The sequence below is a fragment of the Gottfriedia sp. NPDC057991 genome (assembly GCF_042886615.1).
Taxonomy (GTDB): domain Bacteria; phylum Bacillota; class Bacilli; order Bacillales; family Bacillaceae_G; genus Gottfriedia.
Map to the genome: position 1 here is coordinate 155,072 of NZ_JBHVQN010000001.1, position 15,446 is coordinate 170,517.

General features: G+C 33.9%; 11 protein-coding genes. 8 read left to right on the plus strand and 3 right to left on the minus strand.

Annotation, left to right across the window (positions count from 1 at the left end):
- The first annotated feature begins 4 nt into the window (after positions 1 to 4).
- Positions 5 to 1,294 carry a replication-associated recombination protein A gene (locus ACFVR2_RS00755; protein WP_387357997.1) on the plus strand — a complete coding sequence of 430 codons (1,290 nt, stop codon included), beginning with the start codon at positions 5 to 7 and terminating at the stop codon, positions 1,292 to 1,294.
- Positions 1,295 to 1,337: 43 nt separating this feature from the next.
- On the opposite strand, the gene ACFVR2_RS00760 is transcribed toward ACFVR2_RS00755, so the two are convergent.
- Together ACFVR2_RS00760 and ACFVR2_RS00765 are read right to left on the minus strand one after the other, a co-directional pair.
- Positions 1,338 to 1,970, minus strand: a complete 633-nt coding sequence (locus tag ACFVR2_RS00760; protein WP_387357999.1) for a DUF2306 domain-containing protein — start codon at positions 1,968 to 1,970, stop codon at positions 1,338 to 1,340.
- A 125-nt stretch (positions 1,971 to 2,095) separates the two neighbouring features.
- On the minus strand, positions 2,096 to 3,856 hold the full coding sequence (locus ACFVR2_RS00765) for a hypothetical protein (RefSeq protein ID WP_387358001.1): 1,761 nt from the start codon (positions 3,854 to 3,856) through the stop codon (positions 2,096 to 2,098).
- Positions 3,857 to 4,165: 309 nt separating this feature from the next.
- Here ACFVR2_RS00765 and ACFVR2_RS00770 point away from each other — a divergent pair, with 309 nt between their 5' ends.
- Both ACFVR2_RS00770 and ACFVR2_RS00775 read left to right on the plus strand, forming a co-directional pair.
- Positions 4,166 to 4,498 carry a DUF4257 domain-containing protein gene (locus ACFVR2_RS00770; RefSeq protein WP_056472677.1) on the plus strand — a complete coding sequence of 111 codons (333 nt, stop codon included), beginning with the start codon at positions 4,166 to 4,168 and terminating at the stop codon, positions 4,496 to 4,498.
- A gap of 43 nt (positions 4,499 to 4,541) precedes the next feature.
- The gene (locus ACFVR2_RS00775) at positions 4,542 to 4,754 is read left to right on the plus strand and encodes a hypothetical protein (RefSeq protein ID WP_088013666.1); all 213 of its coding nucleotides are present in this window, start codon (positions 4,542 to 4,544) and stop codon (positions 4,752 to 4,754) included.
- A 71-nt stretch (positions 4,755 to 4,825) separates the two neighbouring features.
- On the opposite strand, the gene ACFVR2_RS00780 is transcribed toward ACFVR2_RS00775, so the two are convergent.
- Entirely contained in the window at positions 4,826 to 8,947 is a 4,122-nt protein-coding gene (locus ACFVR2_RS00780) for a S8 family serine peptidase (RefSeq protein ID WP_387358003.1), read from the minus strand.
- Between the two features lie 448 nt (positions 8,948 to 9,395).
- Here ACFVR2_RS00780 and cymR point away from each other — a divergent pair, with 448 nt between their 5' ends.
- The 5 genes from cymR (at position 9,396) to recD2 (ending at position 15,417) form a co-directional block, all read left to right on the plus strand.
- The gene (gene cymR / locus ACFVR2_RS00785; RefSeq protein WP_387358005.1) at positions 9,396 to 9,812 is read left to right on the plus strand and encodes a cysteine metabolism transcriptional regulator CymR; all 417 of its coding nucleotides are present in this window, start codon (positions 9,396 to 9,398) and stop codon (positions 9,810 to 9,812) included.
- Between the two features lie 54 nt (positions 9,813 to 9,866).
- Positions 9,867 to 11,012, plus strand: coding sequence for a cysteine desulfurase family protein (locus ACFVR2_RS00790; RefSeq protein ID WP_387358007.1), 1,146 nt, complete (start codon positions 9,867 to 9,869; stop codon positions 11,010 to 11,012).
- Between the two features lie 28 nt (positions 11,013 to 11,040).
- Positions 11,041 to 12,159 (plus strand): tRNA 2-thiouridine(34) synthase MnmA, encoded by a 1,119-nt coding sequence (mnmA, locus tag ACFVR2_RS00795; protein WP_387358009.1) that lies wholly within the window; start codon positions 11,041 to 11,043, stop codon positions 12,157 to 12,159.
- Positions 12,160 to 12,366: 207 nt separating this feature from the next.
- Complete coding sequence (locus ACFVR2_RS00800) at positions 12,367 to 13,026, plus strand: tetratricopeptide repeat protein (protein WP_387358011.1); 660 nt, start codon at positions 12,367 to 12,369, stop codon at positions 13,024 to 13,026.
- Positions 13,027 to 13,059: 33 nt separating this feature from the next.
- Positions 13,060 to 15,417, plus strand: a complete 2,358-nt coding sequence (gene recD2, locus ACFVR2_RS00805) for an SF1B family DNA helicase RecD2 (RefSeq protein WP_387358013.1) — start codon at positions 13,060 to 13,062, stop codon at positions 15,415 to 15,417.
- Positions 15,418 to 15,446: the final 29 nt, after the last annotated feature.

Genomic DNA, 15,446 nt, shown 5'->3' on the forward strand with positions numbered 1-15,446 from the left:
AAAAATGAGTCATGAACCTCTAGCATACCGTATGAGACCAAGAACGATTGATGAATTAATTGGTCAGGAAAAAATTATCGGAAAAGAATCAGCGTTATATCGATTAATACATAACGGACGAGTTCCTTCAATGTTAATACACGGGGAACCTGGAATAGGGAAGACATCATTTGCCCATGCAATTGCAGGTACGGTTGATAAACGTTTTGTAACTGTAAATGCGACTACTTCTGGTAAAAAAGAACTTGAGGATATCGTTCATGAGGCGAAAATGTTCGGTGAGATCATTCTTTTTGCAGATGAAATTCATCGTTGGTCAAAGCTACAACAGGATTATTTATTATCATATGTAGAAAGCGGATTTATCACGCTAATTGGGGCAACAACTGAGAATCCATACCACGATGTTAACAGTGCAATACGATCTCGCTGTAACCACATTTTAAAATTAGAACCACTTTTACCAAAACATATTTATAAATTATTAGATAAGGCCTTAAGAGATGAGGATAGAGGATTAGGAAATTTGCAAATCCAAATTTCAGAGGAGCAAATTTTAAAAATTGCTCATGGAGTAAACGGTGATGCAAGATCATCATTAAATATTTTGGAATCAATTGTATACGGTTCAACAAAAGAGTCAGATGGAACGATTATAGTACAAGATGAAATTATTGATGAATTTCTTCGTTCAAAAGGTTTTAATCATGATAAAAATGGAGACTTTCATTATGACACATTGTCTGGTTTCCAAAAGAGTATTCGTGGAAGTGATGTAAATGCTGCACTTTATTATTTGGCGAGGCTCATTGAAGCGGGTGATTTAACTAGTATTATTCGAAGATTATTAGTTATTGCTTACGAGGATATCGGATTAGCTGGCGATCCATGGAAGGTTGTTCTGGCGTGTGAAGCCGCAAAGCAAGTTGGATTTCCTGAAGCAAGAATTATTCTTTCAAATGCGGTAATTGAGCTTTGTTTGTCATCCAAATCTAATTCTAGTGTTACATCAATTGATCGAGCATTAAATGATGTGAGAAGTGGGCTACATGATGATATCCCAGCACATTTAAAAGATAGTCACTATGCTGGAGCCAAGGATATGGGGCATGGGATTGGTTATATTTATCCGCATGATCATCCTTTAGGTAATTTTGGCGGTTGGGTAAATCAACAATATCTTCCAGATCGACTTGTAAATCAAGTTTACTATAAACCAAAAGAAGCAGGAAACGAAAAACGTTACGGGGCTATTTTTGAAAAACTACAGCAGTTTAAGAAGAATCGAAATTAGGTCAATAATTAACGAGAAGGTAGATTAAAGCGAATTTGGTCGCTTAATCTACCTTCCTTTTTAATATAATCCACTCAATTATGATTAAATTTATTAATAAACCTACCCATATATTCACGTTTAGAGCTTCCTCAACCATTCGTTCTCTTCCACCTGGTATATGTAATCCATTTAGCAAAAAGTAGGCTAATAATATAAATGGCACTAAAACTCTACCACTAACTGCTACTAATGTGATTCCAAAACCTCGAGTCATCCAGATTTGGTGAGCTATGTAATTTTTCTTCTTAGCGCTATGAATACCTTTAATTGTAGTGAAAATCCAAAGTATAGCTAAAGCAAGAAAAGACATTCCTTTTGAAAAATTTTCAATATCGAAAATTACAATCAATGATAAAATTCCACTAATAAAAACGCTAGTATAGTAAATCTTTCCAATCATTCGGTGGATTCTTGGATAACGAGATCTAATCCTTTTTAAAAACTGTAAGAACCCAGCAATTAAAGCAATAAATGCAAAAAAGATATGAGTAATTAAAGCAGGATATTGAATTGAAGTTGAACTAATTTGGATACGACTTTTCGCAGGATCAATTAGGAAATAAGGAGCCATAAATGGAATAATGACACAAAGCGAAATAATAAATAAAATCCACCAACTTTTCTTAGAATACATAAATTAACCTGTCCCCCGATATTTAGTTTGATATTTAATTTAATATAAAAATCTTTAAGTAATATCATAACAACCTAATATGAACGGAACATGAATAAAAAAGTCGAGATACAATCTCGACTTTTTTAGGCACTAACATCATTTTCAAAAACCTCAATAGTTGGAGAATCAACTAAATGACTAGTTAATATTTTTATCTCGAGGAAAAGTAGATCAGGTTTAATAAATGTAGAAGGGATTGATAAAATCTCTTCGTCATCCTTATCATAGAAAACAATATAATTTATTTTTCGTTGATATGCTGCCATTTTTCCTTCGTTTTTACCCCATTTTCGGAGTTCGATTGTCATCTTGTTTATCTTGTGAAGCTCAATCGACTTCAATTCATTTCCTTTTTTTAAGGTTAGCTGTCTACTTGTTAAAATTAATTTAGAGTCTTTTCGAAGTTGAATTGTTGCATACACTTTATATAAGAAAATAAGCCATAGTAAAGCTAGTAATAAAAAATAAATAGGATCGTGATTTCCGAAAGCAGTACCTGTTCTAACAGCTGTTAGGAATCCAAGAAAATAAGTACCAAAATGCCAACTTGGCTTTGATTCCAAAATGACTTCTTGACCTAATTTATCATTTTCTTCTTTATTCAATAATTCAAGTTGGGTTTTATGTTCATCCTCAGTATATTTATCCCATTTTGTAAATGCCGTAATTGTTTCATCATAAAATCGTGGACTAGGAATTTGTTCAGAAATATAAGCCCCTACATATGCAGCCATCCAATCATTTTCTTCCCAATTTTCTTGCTGACTACGAAATTTAGCTAAATAATAAGTTACTTCTTGTTCATAATAGTTTGAAGTATCATAACGCTTTACAATTTCGATCTCGTCGGGGATCACACCAAAATCCTCATGAGCAATTAAATAAAGAAACAGTCTGTTTTTCACAAAGCTTTGTTGATGTTCTTCCGTAAATGGATATATATCTTTCTTTGAAAATTCATTTAATTTTGTATAAAACCATACAGCAGATTCAATATTGTGAGCGCAATAATCAAGGATTTCTTTTTCAATTTGTACGCCATGTTCCATCAGTGATATAACAGCATCCACTTTTAGGTAAGGATCATGATATTCAAGTGCCTCTTTTAAATATTCATGAATGCTATCATCAGAATAATATTGCATTAATTGAAGACAAATACCCATCTCTGTTCGAACGATGAGGTAAGATTCCTTCCAAGCCTGGTACACATATTTTAAGTTGTAATCTTGATTATAATTTAAATATGAATCTCGTTTAAGCTTATATAAAACTTTAATTTTTTCGATTATATAATCATTCTCATCGGATGAAAATGGTAGAGAAATTGAATTCCTTTTACATAATAGAATCAGATGGAAAATTGAAACAGCAGTTTCTTCATTTTCAATTAAACGTAATAGTTTTTTTACAAGTTCTGGAGCCCAATTTGTCTCTTCGAAAATGAATTGAACATCGATATCAAGCGAGAATCGATTACTATTTTTTTCAATGATTCGTATATAAGCATCTCTAGCTAGCTCTGATTTAAGACTAATTAATAAATAGAGGGCTTGATGTTTTGCTCTTTCACTATATGTTTCAAAATTCTTTTCGATTGGAGTTATTAATTCTTGGAGCTCGAACTCTGAACAAAATCCAACTAAGTGATAGCTTCCATCATCCCAATCTTCTATTGATGTCGGGAAATTGGTTCCCGCTTCTTCTAATAAATAAATTAATGATTCAATAGAAGCACCAGATTGAAGAGACTTTCTAAGTTGGTCTATGCCTTTTGCGCGCTGATATAGATCTTGCTGGCGTAATTGATTTACTATTTTCTTGAACTTTCTTTGTACAGCCAACTTAAAACCTCCTCTAGCTTCTTTTTAATTCCAATATATCATAATAAGGGTAATGGCAAATAGTTAAATAGTCTTGTAGTGTATTTGTTTAAATGAAAATTCAGGTCTTTTACCTTATTTATTGTCACAATTGGATAAATTTTACAAAATGTTTTGATAATTTATTTTTAAGCTTTTATAATAAAAAGAACAAGCTGTTCATATTTTTATATAGAACTTGTCCAATCCTAGCGATCATTTCGATTAACTTATTCTCGAAACGAAAGTAGGAATTTTTTTTGTACCTAAAAATAAGAATGGAGGATGAACATGGTTAAACTCTATGTCCTGGCGGTTGTCATTGGTGGAGTGACCGGATTTATTTTTCACATCCTGTTTAACAAAGGTACGATTATGCTTCCGGTGAGACGAAAGAAAGGCTTTTATTTAGGTTTTCTTGCGGATATTTTATTTGGAGCAACAGCCGCGACATTATTTGTTTCTTTATTTATACCAGAAAACATGTTAAAAGATATGCGAATGGTAATCGGATACTGTATATTAGCTGGTCTCTCATCTCAAAGCTTTCTTTTAAGTAGGGCACTTAACACTGAACGGGAAAGGGTAAGTTCACTGCATAATATTTCTAAGCAAATTGTGTAGTATTTTCAATAATTTACTTAGCAAAAGATGAAGGAGGCATGTAATGAGGCTAGTGCTAACACCCGAAGAGAAAGCCATTTATTTAGATCTATTAGAGGATTTATTAAATGCTGATACTGAATACGAAATAAAAAGTATCGAATTCCAAGTCATAAGCTTTTTAAAAAACATAAAAGAATCTAGAAAAAATGTTGAAGATTTCGATGAAAAAGCAGCAGCCGCTCAATTCGTAAGAGCAGGTAAATTGAAAAGTTAAGCAATCAATTAATTGACTTTATTCAACAACTAAAAACTGGAACTCGGGAATTAGAGTTCCAGTTCTTTATTTTAGTTAATTCCTAGTTTTGCTTTAATTGTTTGGAGTGTTTGACCTTTAAGCTCTTGGACTGGACTCGGTGTATCTAGCACATAATCATTTTCTTTTAAATAATTAGATTCTAGTAATTTAAAGTCTTTAGCATCGGTAATGCCATCAAAGTTAATATCAGTATCTCGATTGTTTTTATTCCAGTTTGCTTCAAGCAAAAGTGCATCATTTAGATCGACCACGTTGTCTTTAGTGATGTCTCCAGCTTTCGATTTAGCAGTGTAATAATAAATGCTTTCTCCAATACTTATATTTCCAGCTTTTCTTCCAATTTCAAGTGGAGTGTAAGTAGTAAAATGTCCTGGAACATCTACAATAACAGTGTAAAGAAGTTCGTCTGCAGGCAAGTTATTAATAAAGATTTGTCCGTTTTTTTGTATTTCTCCTGTATATAAATTACCTTTTGAATCTTGTGCTTTAACACTTGCACCAACAGTTGTGTAATCCGTTGAATAATTGTAAGTGCCATCTTCCTTGTATAGGCCTTGGGCTCCAAGCTGAGCTTGTACTTTTGAATAGGCTGCAAAGATTGGAAGTAGACCGGTTTGAATTAGTGGTCTTACAGTTGCCCCACTCAAATCTTTGTATCCCCCTCCGTAAATACTAAATAGTTGACTAAGTACATTTACAAACTCATCTGCTTTAGTATCAAATTCTAGATCGATTAATGGCACATCGCCTGAAATACCATCGTTAAGCATTTTCAGTGTAATGTTTGAAGTTAAGCTGGTTGTACCGCTAGTAGTAGAAGTAAGTTCTGTACCTTCTGGTAATGTTTTGTTTTTTACAATCTCAACAGAATCAAAATATTTATTTAAATAATTTAGCGAAAAGCTCATTTCTTTAGCGTTCTTTAATCCATGGCTATACAAAGTATAGGTTACTTTATCGCCCATAGTTATAGATTCTTTATTTGGCTTAGCGTAAATGTATTGCGTTCCAGCTTTTACATAGTAAATAACCTTGGGTGCAACAGATGAATTACCAGCTCGATCAGCTCCTACAAATTGAAGCATTGTAGCGGACGAAGACCCAGTTACAGAAATTTCTTTCGAGAATTTACCATTTTCATCTACGCTTATACTTAATGCTGGTCCATTAGAGCCGTAATATACCTTGTTATTAGATTGTGTTATATTCATTCCGTTCTTTTGCATCTCACTTACTTCGTTATCAATTACTGTGCCCGATAATGTAACTGTTTTTTGATCAGGTGCTAATTCAACAAATGGTAGATCTCCTTTTGGTATAGCATTTGTTTGATCTAACGAAAGCGTCGCTCCGTTATTATCAATATAGACTTTATCAGTTTTTACAAATTGTTTTCCAGCTTGATTTGTTCCAATTGCTTTAATTTTATAAACGCCATCTGGAGCTGAAATAGAAGTAAATCCAATCGGCTTTTTAGCATTTCCAGTAAAAGGGAAGTATCTTCCTGCAAATCCATCTTGTAAATAATAATCATAGTCTACAGCAGCACCTGTTGTGTTAATTGATGTGATTAATCCTAAACCTTTATCTGTTTTTGGATCAACTAAAACAAAATCGATCGTTTTCATAGGTGAATTTAAATTGAAATCTAAATCTGTATCTTTAACACTATATAGTGCCATTACACGATTAGTTGAGATAGATGGGGAGTGGATCGCAAAATATTTAAACCCTTCTTCAACAACACGTGAGCCGAATGGTATTTGATAATTCTCTTCAGGGTTTTTTTCATTTTCAATACGAATGTATCCTTCATATGTTCCTTTTTCAGCTGTTTTTGGAACGATTAATGAGACAGAAAGCTCTTTTTTGGTACCTGATTTTACCTTAAAAGAATCCTCAGATAATTTTACATTTACACCGTTTTTCTCTGCATCCAATGAACCTTGCGCGCCTACATTATATTCAACAGAAATAGCATATTTTTTCATTTTTTGGCTTGAGTTAGAGATTACTATTTTCTTTGACTCGTTGAAAGAAGTTTCATTATTCATAGGAATAAAACCATAGCTAAGACCACCTGTTTGCTCTTGGATGATTTGCTCCTGTCCATTTTCAATATACGGAGTTTCATCTAAAACTGATATTTCTGTATCTGAATGAATAGCTTCATAAGGGTCAACTCTACCTGCGCCTATTTCAAATACACTATTCTTACCCTTTAATGGGTCTGCTGTATTCATTAATACTGTTTTAAGATCAGCAGGTGTATAGCTTGAGTTTGCTTGCAGTAATAATGCCGCAATACCTGCAACATGGGGAGTGGCCATTGATGTACCTGACATTCTTTCATATGCAGATGAATAATCATTCTTATCATTTTTATTATTGATATAGGAAGGAACTGTCGAAAGTACATCTACGCCTGGCGCTGTTATTTCTGGTTTTATATCGTATAAAGTTCCTGATGGACCTTTTGAACTGAAGTCTGCTAATACGTCACCAGGAATTTCACTCTCTCCGAGTGCACCTAATGAAACGGTTAATGGACCAGTTGTTAATATATCCCTAACCGCCGAGCCAGTATTATTATCCAACGAAAATACTGGAATATTGTCATTACTCTCTCCTAAGAAGTATGGAATTTGCCCCTCGTTGCTATTGTTGTTGTATATAATAATTCCTTTTGCACCGTTTTGTTTTGCATATTGCATTTTATCGATTAAAGCATATGTGCCACGTACAACAAATGCTATTTTACCTTTTACATCTTTTCCAGAATAATCATTTGGACCACCTTCTCCAACACCTACAATATCAAATGAGTTTCCAGAAAGATTGCTAAAGTCATCGGTCCATTTTTTAGTCATTAACTGTAAAGTTCCATTTATTTTTCTTTTTCCTACTTTGAAACTACTTTTAAAGGTTGTTACTTTAGTAGATGCTGAGCTTGCACCAACTGTTAATGCTAGTGCAGCTGCTCCCGGCGAGCCTAATGTAGATATCCCGTACTCGCCTGAATTTCCTGCTGCAACAACTGCTGTGACGCCACTTAGTACAGCATTATCAATTGCTAGGCTTGTAGGGTCTAATGGATCATTATAATCGCTTCCTAATGAGAGGTTAATCACATCCATGCCATCTTCTACGGACTTATCAATTCCAGCAATTACTGAAGAATTGGCGCCGCTACCATACGGACCTAAAACACGATATACATATAAATCAGCATCAGGCGCTATGCCTGTTACTTTGAAATCTGAATCATTTTTAGCTTGTCCAGCGATTGTACCTGAAACGTGAGTACCGTGCTCGGTATAATAAGAACTACCATTATAGAATTCCGGGTTTCCAGATTTCTTCCAATCATCATAAGTAGTTTCCATTGGATTATTATCGTTGTCTACGAAATCATATCCACCTTTATACGCATCCTTTAAATCAGGATGATTATAATCAATTCCAGTATCAATTACGCCAATCTTTATCCCTTTTCCAGTAAACCCTTCTTTATGAAGCTGATCTATTTTTAAAAATGGTATACTGTCAACGTTTGTTTTGTCCCTTGTTTCATCATTCTGATTTGGAGGATTTACTCGAACTTGAGAATCGCTGTAAATTGCTTTAACATCACTAAATTGCAATAATTTTTTAATTTGATTAGCAGGGATTGTTAATGAGACCCCATTAAGTGAATGCTTATAAGTATGTTTTATCTGATAAAGAGTTCGATTTGATTTGGTATCTTTTCCTACTTTTACTTGTAAATCTTTTTTAAATTGAATGTGAGATTTCTCAACTTTTGCCATAGCTGTATCAAGTGAAATGTTTTTTCCTTCAGCTGCTGCTGTTAACAGTTCAGTTTTTGCAGGAAGAACTTTAAATTCAACAATTACGGAAACTTCTTTTGAACTATTTAAGTCTACATCTGATGAAAGATGCAATCCCGTTTTAATTTCGTTCGAATTTAATGCTTGTAGTGCCTCTCTTTGTTCTGGTGTTAGTTTAGCTAATATCGCTTCACTTGAAGAAATTGTTTCTGCCTTTGCATTAAAATGATCAGTTATAGGTGCAAAGGTTCCAAACAGAAGACAAGTACTTAATCCAATGGATGTAAGCTGATTCGTTTTACTTTTCCTTGATTTTCTCATTTTTCCCAACTTCTTTCTCTATTAATAAACTACTAGTTTTTATTTTACAGAATATTCCTTGAATGGAAGGCGGGTTATTTTTGATGCATTTATGTTAATTTTAACTGATTAAATTTTAAGTAATTTAGTGAAACCTTGAATGAACAACATTTCATGTGAAAATATGTTGGGCGGATTTTTTGGGATAGCAGATTATTGGTGAAAATGGAGGGGTAAGTCTAAAAGCTTTTAATCGTTGGTTTGTTAAAAAGGTAGACTAGTAAAATTAAAAGTTCTTACTTACTATTTTTTTGATTGATATTGCACTTTTCCAATTGGTTTAGTGCATTTTTTTCCTGGCATGTGAATTTATAGGATAAATAGTGTACAATAATTGTATTACTACAGTTTAAAAATAAGATAAATCTGATTAAAATAAGAGATACAGTTTATTGAACGGAGTGAATGAATGAAGATTTCAACTAAGGGAAGATACGGACTGACAGTTATGATTGAATTAGCTAAAAGATATTGTGATAAACCAATTTCACTCAAGAGTATTGCGAAAGCACAAAATCTTTCTGAGCATTATTTAGAGCAAATTATTTCATTATTACGTAATGCAGGATTAGTTAAGAGTATTCGTGGAGCATATGGTGGGTATATTTTAACAAAGGAACCAAATCAAATTTCTGCAGGTGAAGTGATAACTGCACTTGAAGGATCACTATCTCCAATCGAAAATCTTGAAGAAGAAAATCCTGCACAAAGAGAGTTATGGACTCGTGTTCAAAAAGCGATTAATGAAGTGTTAGACCATACGAGTCTTGAGGACCTAGCAAAATTAGAATCTGATGATTTAAATGGATATATGTTTTATATTTAATTTTAGTGCGTTCAAGGATAGTTGAACGCTTCATAAAGAAAGGGTTTAATAAAAATGGAACGTATTTATGTAGATCATGCTGCGACTTCTCCGATGCATCCAGAAGTTATCGAAAAGATGGTTGTAGAAATGCAAGAGACTTTTGGAAATCCATCTAGTATTCATTCATTTGGCCGACAAGCTCGCCAAAAGATTGATACTGCACGCATGATTTGTGCGAATAGCATAGGGTCAAAAGTTAACGAAATTATTTTTACAAGCGGTGGAACGGAAAGTGATAACCTTGCTATTCGAGGCGCTGCTTATGCGAATCAAAAATATGGTAAGCACATTATTACCTCTAGCATCGAGCATCATGCTATATTACATACATGCCAGGCTCTTGAAAAGGAAGGCTTTGAGGTTACGTATTTACCTGTAGATCATACAGGTCGTGTGAATGTAGAGGATGTAAAATCTGCACTGCGTGATGATACGATTTTAGTATCAATTATGATGGTTAATAATGAAATCGGAACAGTACAACCAATTAAAGAAATCGGTGAACTTCTTAGTGACCATAAAGCTCATTTCCATACAGATGCAGTACAAGCTTACGGCTTAATTCCTATTCATGTTGAAGAACTTGGTGTCGACTTTTTATCCATTTCCTCACATAAAATTAATGGACCTAAAGGTGTAGGTTTTCTTTATGTAAGTGAAAATGCAATTTTTACACAATTGCAATTCGGTGGACAGCAAGAGCGTAAACGACGTGCGGGTACAGAAAATGTTCCTGGTATTGTTGGATTAGCAAAAGCGGTTGAAGTTATTCACATTGAAAGAGATGAACGTGTAAAAAGCTATTTACGTTTCCATGAAATCTTATTGGATGTTCTAAAAGAAAATGGCATTCGTTTTGAAAAAAATGGAAATGAATCGTTTTTTGCACCACATGTGTTAAACTTATCATTTGAAGATATTTCAATTGAATCATTTTTGGTAAACCTTGATTTATCAGGCATAGCAGCTTCAAGCGGGTCTGCTTGTACTGCTGGTAGTATTGATCCATCACATGTTTTAGTTGAAATGTTTGGAATAAATTCACCTAAAATACGTTCTTCGGTTCGATTCAGCTTTGGTTATGGAAATACAGACGAACAAATCCGTATACTTGGAGAACGTGTATCTTCAATTGTAAAACGATTGGTTAAAATATAAATTTTAAAAATGCGAGGGGATATCATTTATGAATAAAAAAGATCCAAAAGACACTCGCGTAGTAGTAGGAATGTCAGGTGGTGTAGATTCATCTGTAACAGCATATTTATTGAAACAACAAGGATATGATGTCATCGGTATTTTTATGAAAAACTGGGATGACACAGATGAATTTGGCGTATGTACAGCAACTGAAGATTATGAAGATGTAATTGCAGTTTGTAATCAAATAGGAATTCCGTATTATGCAGTGAATTTTGAAAAGCAATATTGGGATAAAGTGTTTACTTATTTTTTAGATGAATATAAAAAAGGTAGAACACCAAACCCCGACGTAATGTGTAACAAAGAAATTAAGTTTAAAGCATTCCTTGAACATGCAATGGAGCTTGGGGCAGATTATGTAGCGACAGGTCATTATGCTGGAGTTGAGTTTCGTGACGGAGAATATAAAATGTTACGAGGAATTGATAGCAATAAAGACCAAACTTATTTCCTAAATCAACTTGGCCAAGAACAACTATCGAAAGTTATGTTCCCACTTGGAAGCTATTTAAAGCCTGAAATCCGTAAAATTGCTGAAGAGGCAGATTTAGCAACAGCTAAGAAAAAAGACAGTACTGGCATTTGCTTCATAGGTGAACGTAACTTTAAAGAATTTCTAAGTAATTATTTACCTGCACAACCTGGTGAAATGAGAACTATGAACGGGGAAGTTAAAGGTAAACATGATGGACTTATGTATTATACAATTGGTCAACGTCATGGACTTGGAATCGGTGGAAATGGAGATCCTTGGTTCGTTGTAGGAAAAGACTTAAAAAATAATGTTTTATTAGTTGAACAAGGTTTTCATAATGACTTACTTTATAGTAATGAAGTACTTGCTTCTGATATTAGTTGGACATCAGATAAACCAAAAGAAGGTTCATTTACATGTACTGCTAAATTCCGTTATCGTTCTGAAGATAACGAGGTAACAGTTCACATTTTAGATGATAACTCAGTAAGAATTCTTTGCCACGAAAAAATTCGTGCAATCACTCCAGGACAAGCCGTTGTATTTTACGACGGAACAGACTGCCTAGGTGGAGGTACAATTGATCGTGCATTTATCGATGGTAATGAATTAACTTATTTAAGATAAATCTATTTACCCCAATCGTAATGGTTGGGGTTGTTTTTTTGAATGAAAATACTTAAATTATCGTTAGAATTTTGAAGAAACGTTCCTTTGAAATGTATACTATGGTGTGATAGTGTTAAATAGATATATTAAGTTTCTTAAACTGATTAGTATAGAAAATGAAGTACATCCAAAATAATTGAAAGAAAATACATAGAGGTGTCATATATGAATAATTTTGAACGTGGTGTAGCAGCCCTGCAAGAGGGTAACTTAGAGGATGCAGCTAATTTTTTAACGAAAGAAATTGAAGAAAATCCTACTAATTCATTAGCGTATGTTAATTTTGGTCAGCTTTTACTATCGATGGGAGATGTAGAACGAGCTTGTCGTTTTTTTGAAAAAGCTTTAGAAATTGATCCGGAATTAGCAGCAGCGCATTATGCAGTTGGAACAGTGTATTTTGAAGATGGAAAGTACGAATTAGCTAAAAAGCATTTTCAACATTGTGTGAAACTTGGCATGAATGATAGCGATGTCCATTTTATGATTGGATTATGCTGTGTTAATAATGGAGAAGATCGTTTTGCACTTCCATTTTTTCAACGAGCGATTGAGTTAGATGATCAAGATGTAGACGCATTATTCCAATATGGCCTTACTTTAGCTAAATTAGAAATGTTAGATGAAGCAAAAATTAATTTAGATAAGGTTTTACAATTAGATGAACTGCATGCTGATGCACATTATAATCTAGGCATTATTGCGATGTTTAATGATGAGGTTACAACTGCGAAAGACCATTTTATTAAAGCGATTGAAAGTCAAGATGATCATATGCTTGCTATGCATGCTTTAAAAGTAATTGAAAATAAAGAAGAAGAATGAAGCTAGTTTAGTGTAAGACGGGGAGGTGGAGAAATGCAAACCCAAAGTGAAATGGAATTGTTTGTTGATGAGACACCATATATTAAAGGGCATATCACAACAATCATCTTTTATAATGCAGAAAATTTTTATACTGTTGCAAAGGTAAAAGTGGTTGATACAAATTTATCAAATTGTGAACAGGAAATGACCATTACTGGGAATATTCCAAGGATGAATGAGGATGAAACATATACATTTAAGGGGATTGTAAAAGACCATCCGAGGTATGGTAAACAATTTCAAATTTCATCATTTGAAAAAGAGCTTCCATCTACTAAAAAAGGTGTTATTCAATATTTATCATCGGATTTGTTTAAAGGAATTGGAAAGAAAACAGCTGAGAAAATCGTTGACCATTTAGGTGAAGGTGCAATTAATAAAATTTTAGATAATGCTGATAGCTTAGAGAGTGTTCCCGGACTGGCAAAATCCAAAGCTAAAGAAATTTATGAAACAATTCTATCTCATCAAGGTCTTGAAAAAGTAATCAGCTTTTTAAGTAGCTACGGCATTGGAACGGGCCTATCGATTAAAATTTATAAGACTTATAATGAATCAACTCTAGATGTTATCCGAACAAATCCGTTTAAGTTAATTGAAGATGTGGACGGGATTGGGTTTGGAAGAGCAGATGAAATTGGTCGAGCAATCGGTATTACAGGAAATCATCCAGATCGGATACGCGCGGGTTGTATTTATATTTTAGAGCATTTATCGATGCAAGAAGGACATGTTTATATAACGCAAGATCAGTTTATTGATGAAACTAGACAATTATTAATGAAACAAGATAAAGAACTTGTCGAAGCAGTCGACATTTCTCGGGAAATGAAACGATTGGTAGCAGACGGAAAGCTAGTAATGGAAGACGAGAGAATCTATTTAGCTGCTCTTTATTACGCTGAGAAAGGCATTGTAAATGCGATTCAAAAATTATTAAGCAGTGCTCCAGATTTAGGAGAAATGACTGAAACTAGATTTGCAAAAGAGTTAGAAGACCTTGAATCAAAAATGAATGTAAAATATGCACCTTCACAAGCGCAAGCAATCAAAAAGGCGATGGAGTCAGCTATGATGGTCCTTACAGGTGGACCAGGGACAGGTAAAACGACAGTTATTAAAGGAATCGTTAATCTATTTTCAACAATCCATGATTTATCATTAGATCAGCATTCTTATCCGAAAGATGATCCATTCCCTTATTTGCTTGCTGCACCTACAGGTAGAGCGGCAAAACGAATGAGTGAAGCAACTGGATTACCAGCAGTAACAATTCATCGTTTACTCGGTTGGACAAGAGAAGGGGAGTTTAGCCATCATGAGGAAAATCCTTTAAATGGAAAATTACTGATCATTGATGAGTTTTCAATGGTCGATGTTTGGTTAGGGAATCAATTATTAAAAAGCATTCCAGAAGGCTGCCAAGTCATTTTTGTAGGGGATGAGGATCAATTACCTTCTGTTGGCCCAGGTCAAGTCTTAAAGGACTTATTAAACTCTGGTACAGTTCCAACAGTACGATTAAAAGACATTTACCGTCAATCAGAAGATTCGTCGATTATTACGCTTGCACATTATATAAAAGATGGAACAATTTCCGAGGATTTATTTGAACAAAGAAAAGATCGTTCTTTTATCGGTTGTTCAGGTCAACAAGTTGTTGAAGTCGTCAAAAAAGTGTGTGAAAACGCCAATAAAAAAGGTTTTCCTGTAAGAGATATCCAAGTATTAGCACCGATGTATCGTGGTCCAGCAGGAATTGATGCCCTAAATGAAGGACTACAAGAAGTGTTTAACCCTAAAAAAGAAAAGCAACGTGAAATGAATTTTGGGGATACATCTTTCCGTACAGGTGATAAAGTTCTCCAACTTGTAAACGTTCCTGAAAATAATGTTTTTAATGGGGATATGGGTGAAATTGTAAACATTTTTTTCGCCAAAGAGAATGTAGAACAACAAGATATTATTATCGTTTCATTTGATGGAAATGAAGTGACCTATACTAGACCAGATTTTTCTCAATTAACTCTTGCTTACTGTTGTTCAATTCATAAGTCGCAAGGTAGTGAATTTGATATTATTGTGCTTCCAATTGTTAAAAGTTATTATCGAATGCTTCGAAGAAATTTAATTTACACTGCAGTGACAAGAAGTAAGAAGTTCTTAATCATGTGTGGTGAACAAGATGCATTTATTCAAGGCATTGGAAGAACAGATGATGGTCAAAGACAAACTACTCTTTGTATGAAACTAAAAGGGATTGAAAATGGTGAAGTTCAACTAAATGAGGATTTACCATTTCAGCTTTCAGATGAATTACCAAATCTTTCACCTTATGATTTCATGTAATTGACTAAGAATATATAGTGCAAGACGAT

Excerpts from the sequence above, each read along its gene's own strand:
- ACFVR2_RS00755 (WP_387357997.1), top strand. The coding sequence starts at position 5 with ATGAGTCATGAACCTCTAGCATACCGTATGAGACCAAGAACGATTGAT.
- ACFVR2_RS00760 (WP_387357999.1), bottom strand. The coding sequence starts at position 1,970 with ATGTATTCTAAGAAAAGTTGGTGGATTTTATTTATTATTTCGCTTTGT.
- ACFVR2_RS00770 (WP_056472677.1), top strand. The coding sequence starts at position 4,166 with ATGGTTAAACTCTATGTCCTGGCGGTTGTCATTGGTGGAGTGACCGGA.
- ACFVR2_RS00775 (WP_088013666.1), top strand. The coding sequence starts at position 4,542 with ATGAGGCTAGTGCTAACACCCGAAGAGAAAGCCATTTATTTAGATCTA.
- ACFVR2_RS00780 (WP_387358003.1), bottom strand. The coding sequence starts at position 8,947 with ATGAGAAAATCAAGGAAAAGTAAAACGAATCAGCTTACATCCATTGGA.
- cymR (WP_387358005.1), top strand. The coding sequence starts at position 9,396 with ATGAAGATTTCAACTAAGGGAAGATACGGACTGACAGTTATGATTGAA.
- ACFVR2_RS00790 (WP_387358007.1), top strand. The coding sequence starts at position 9,867 with ATGGAACGTATTTATGTAGATCATGCTGCGACTTCTCCGATGCATCCA.
- mnmA (WP_387358009.1), top strand. The coding sequence starts at position 11,041 with ATGAATAAAAAAGATCCAAAAGACACTCGCGTAGTAGTAGGAATGTCA.
- ACFVR2_RS00800 (WP_387358011.1), top strand. The coding sequence starts at position 12,367 with ATGAATAATTTTGAACGTGGTGTAGCAGCCCTGCAAGAGGGTAACTTA.
- recD2 (WP_387358013.1), top strand. The coding sequence starts at position 13,060 with ATGCAAACCCAAAGTGAAATGGAATTGTTTGTTGATGAGACACCATAT.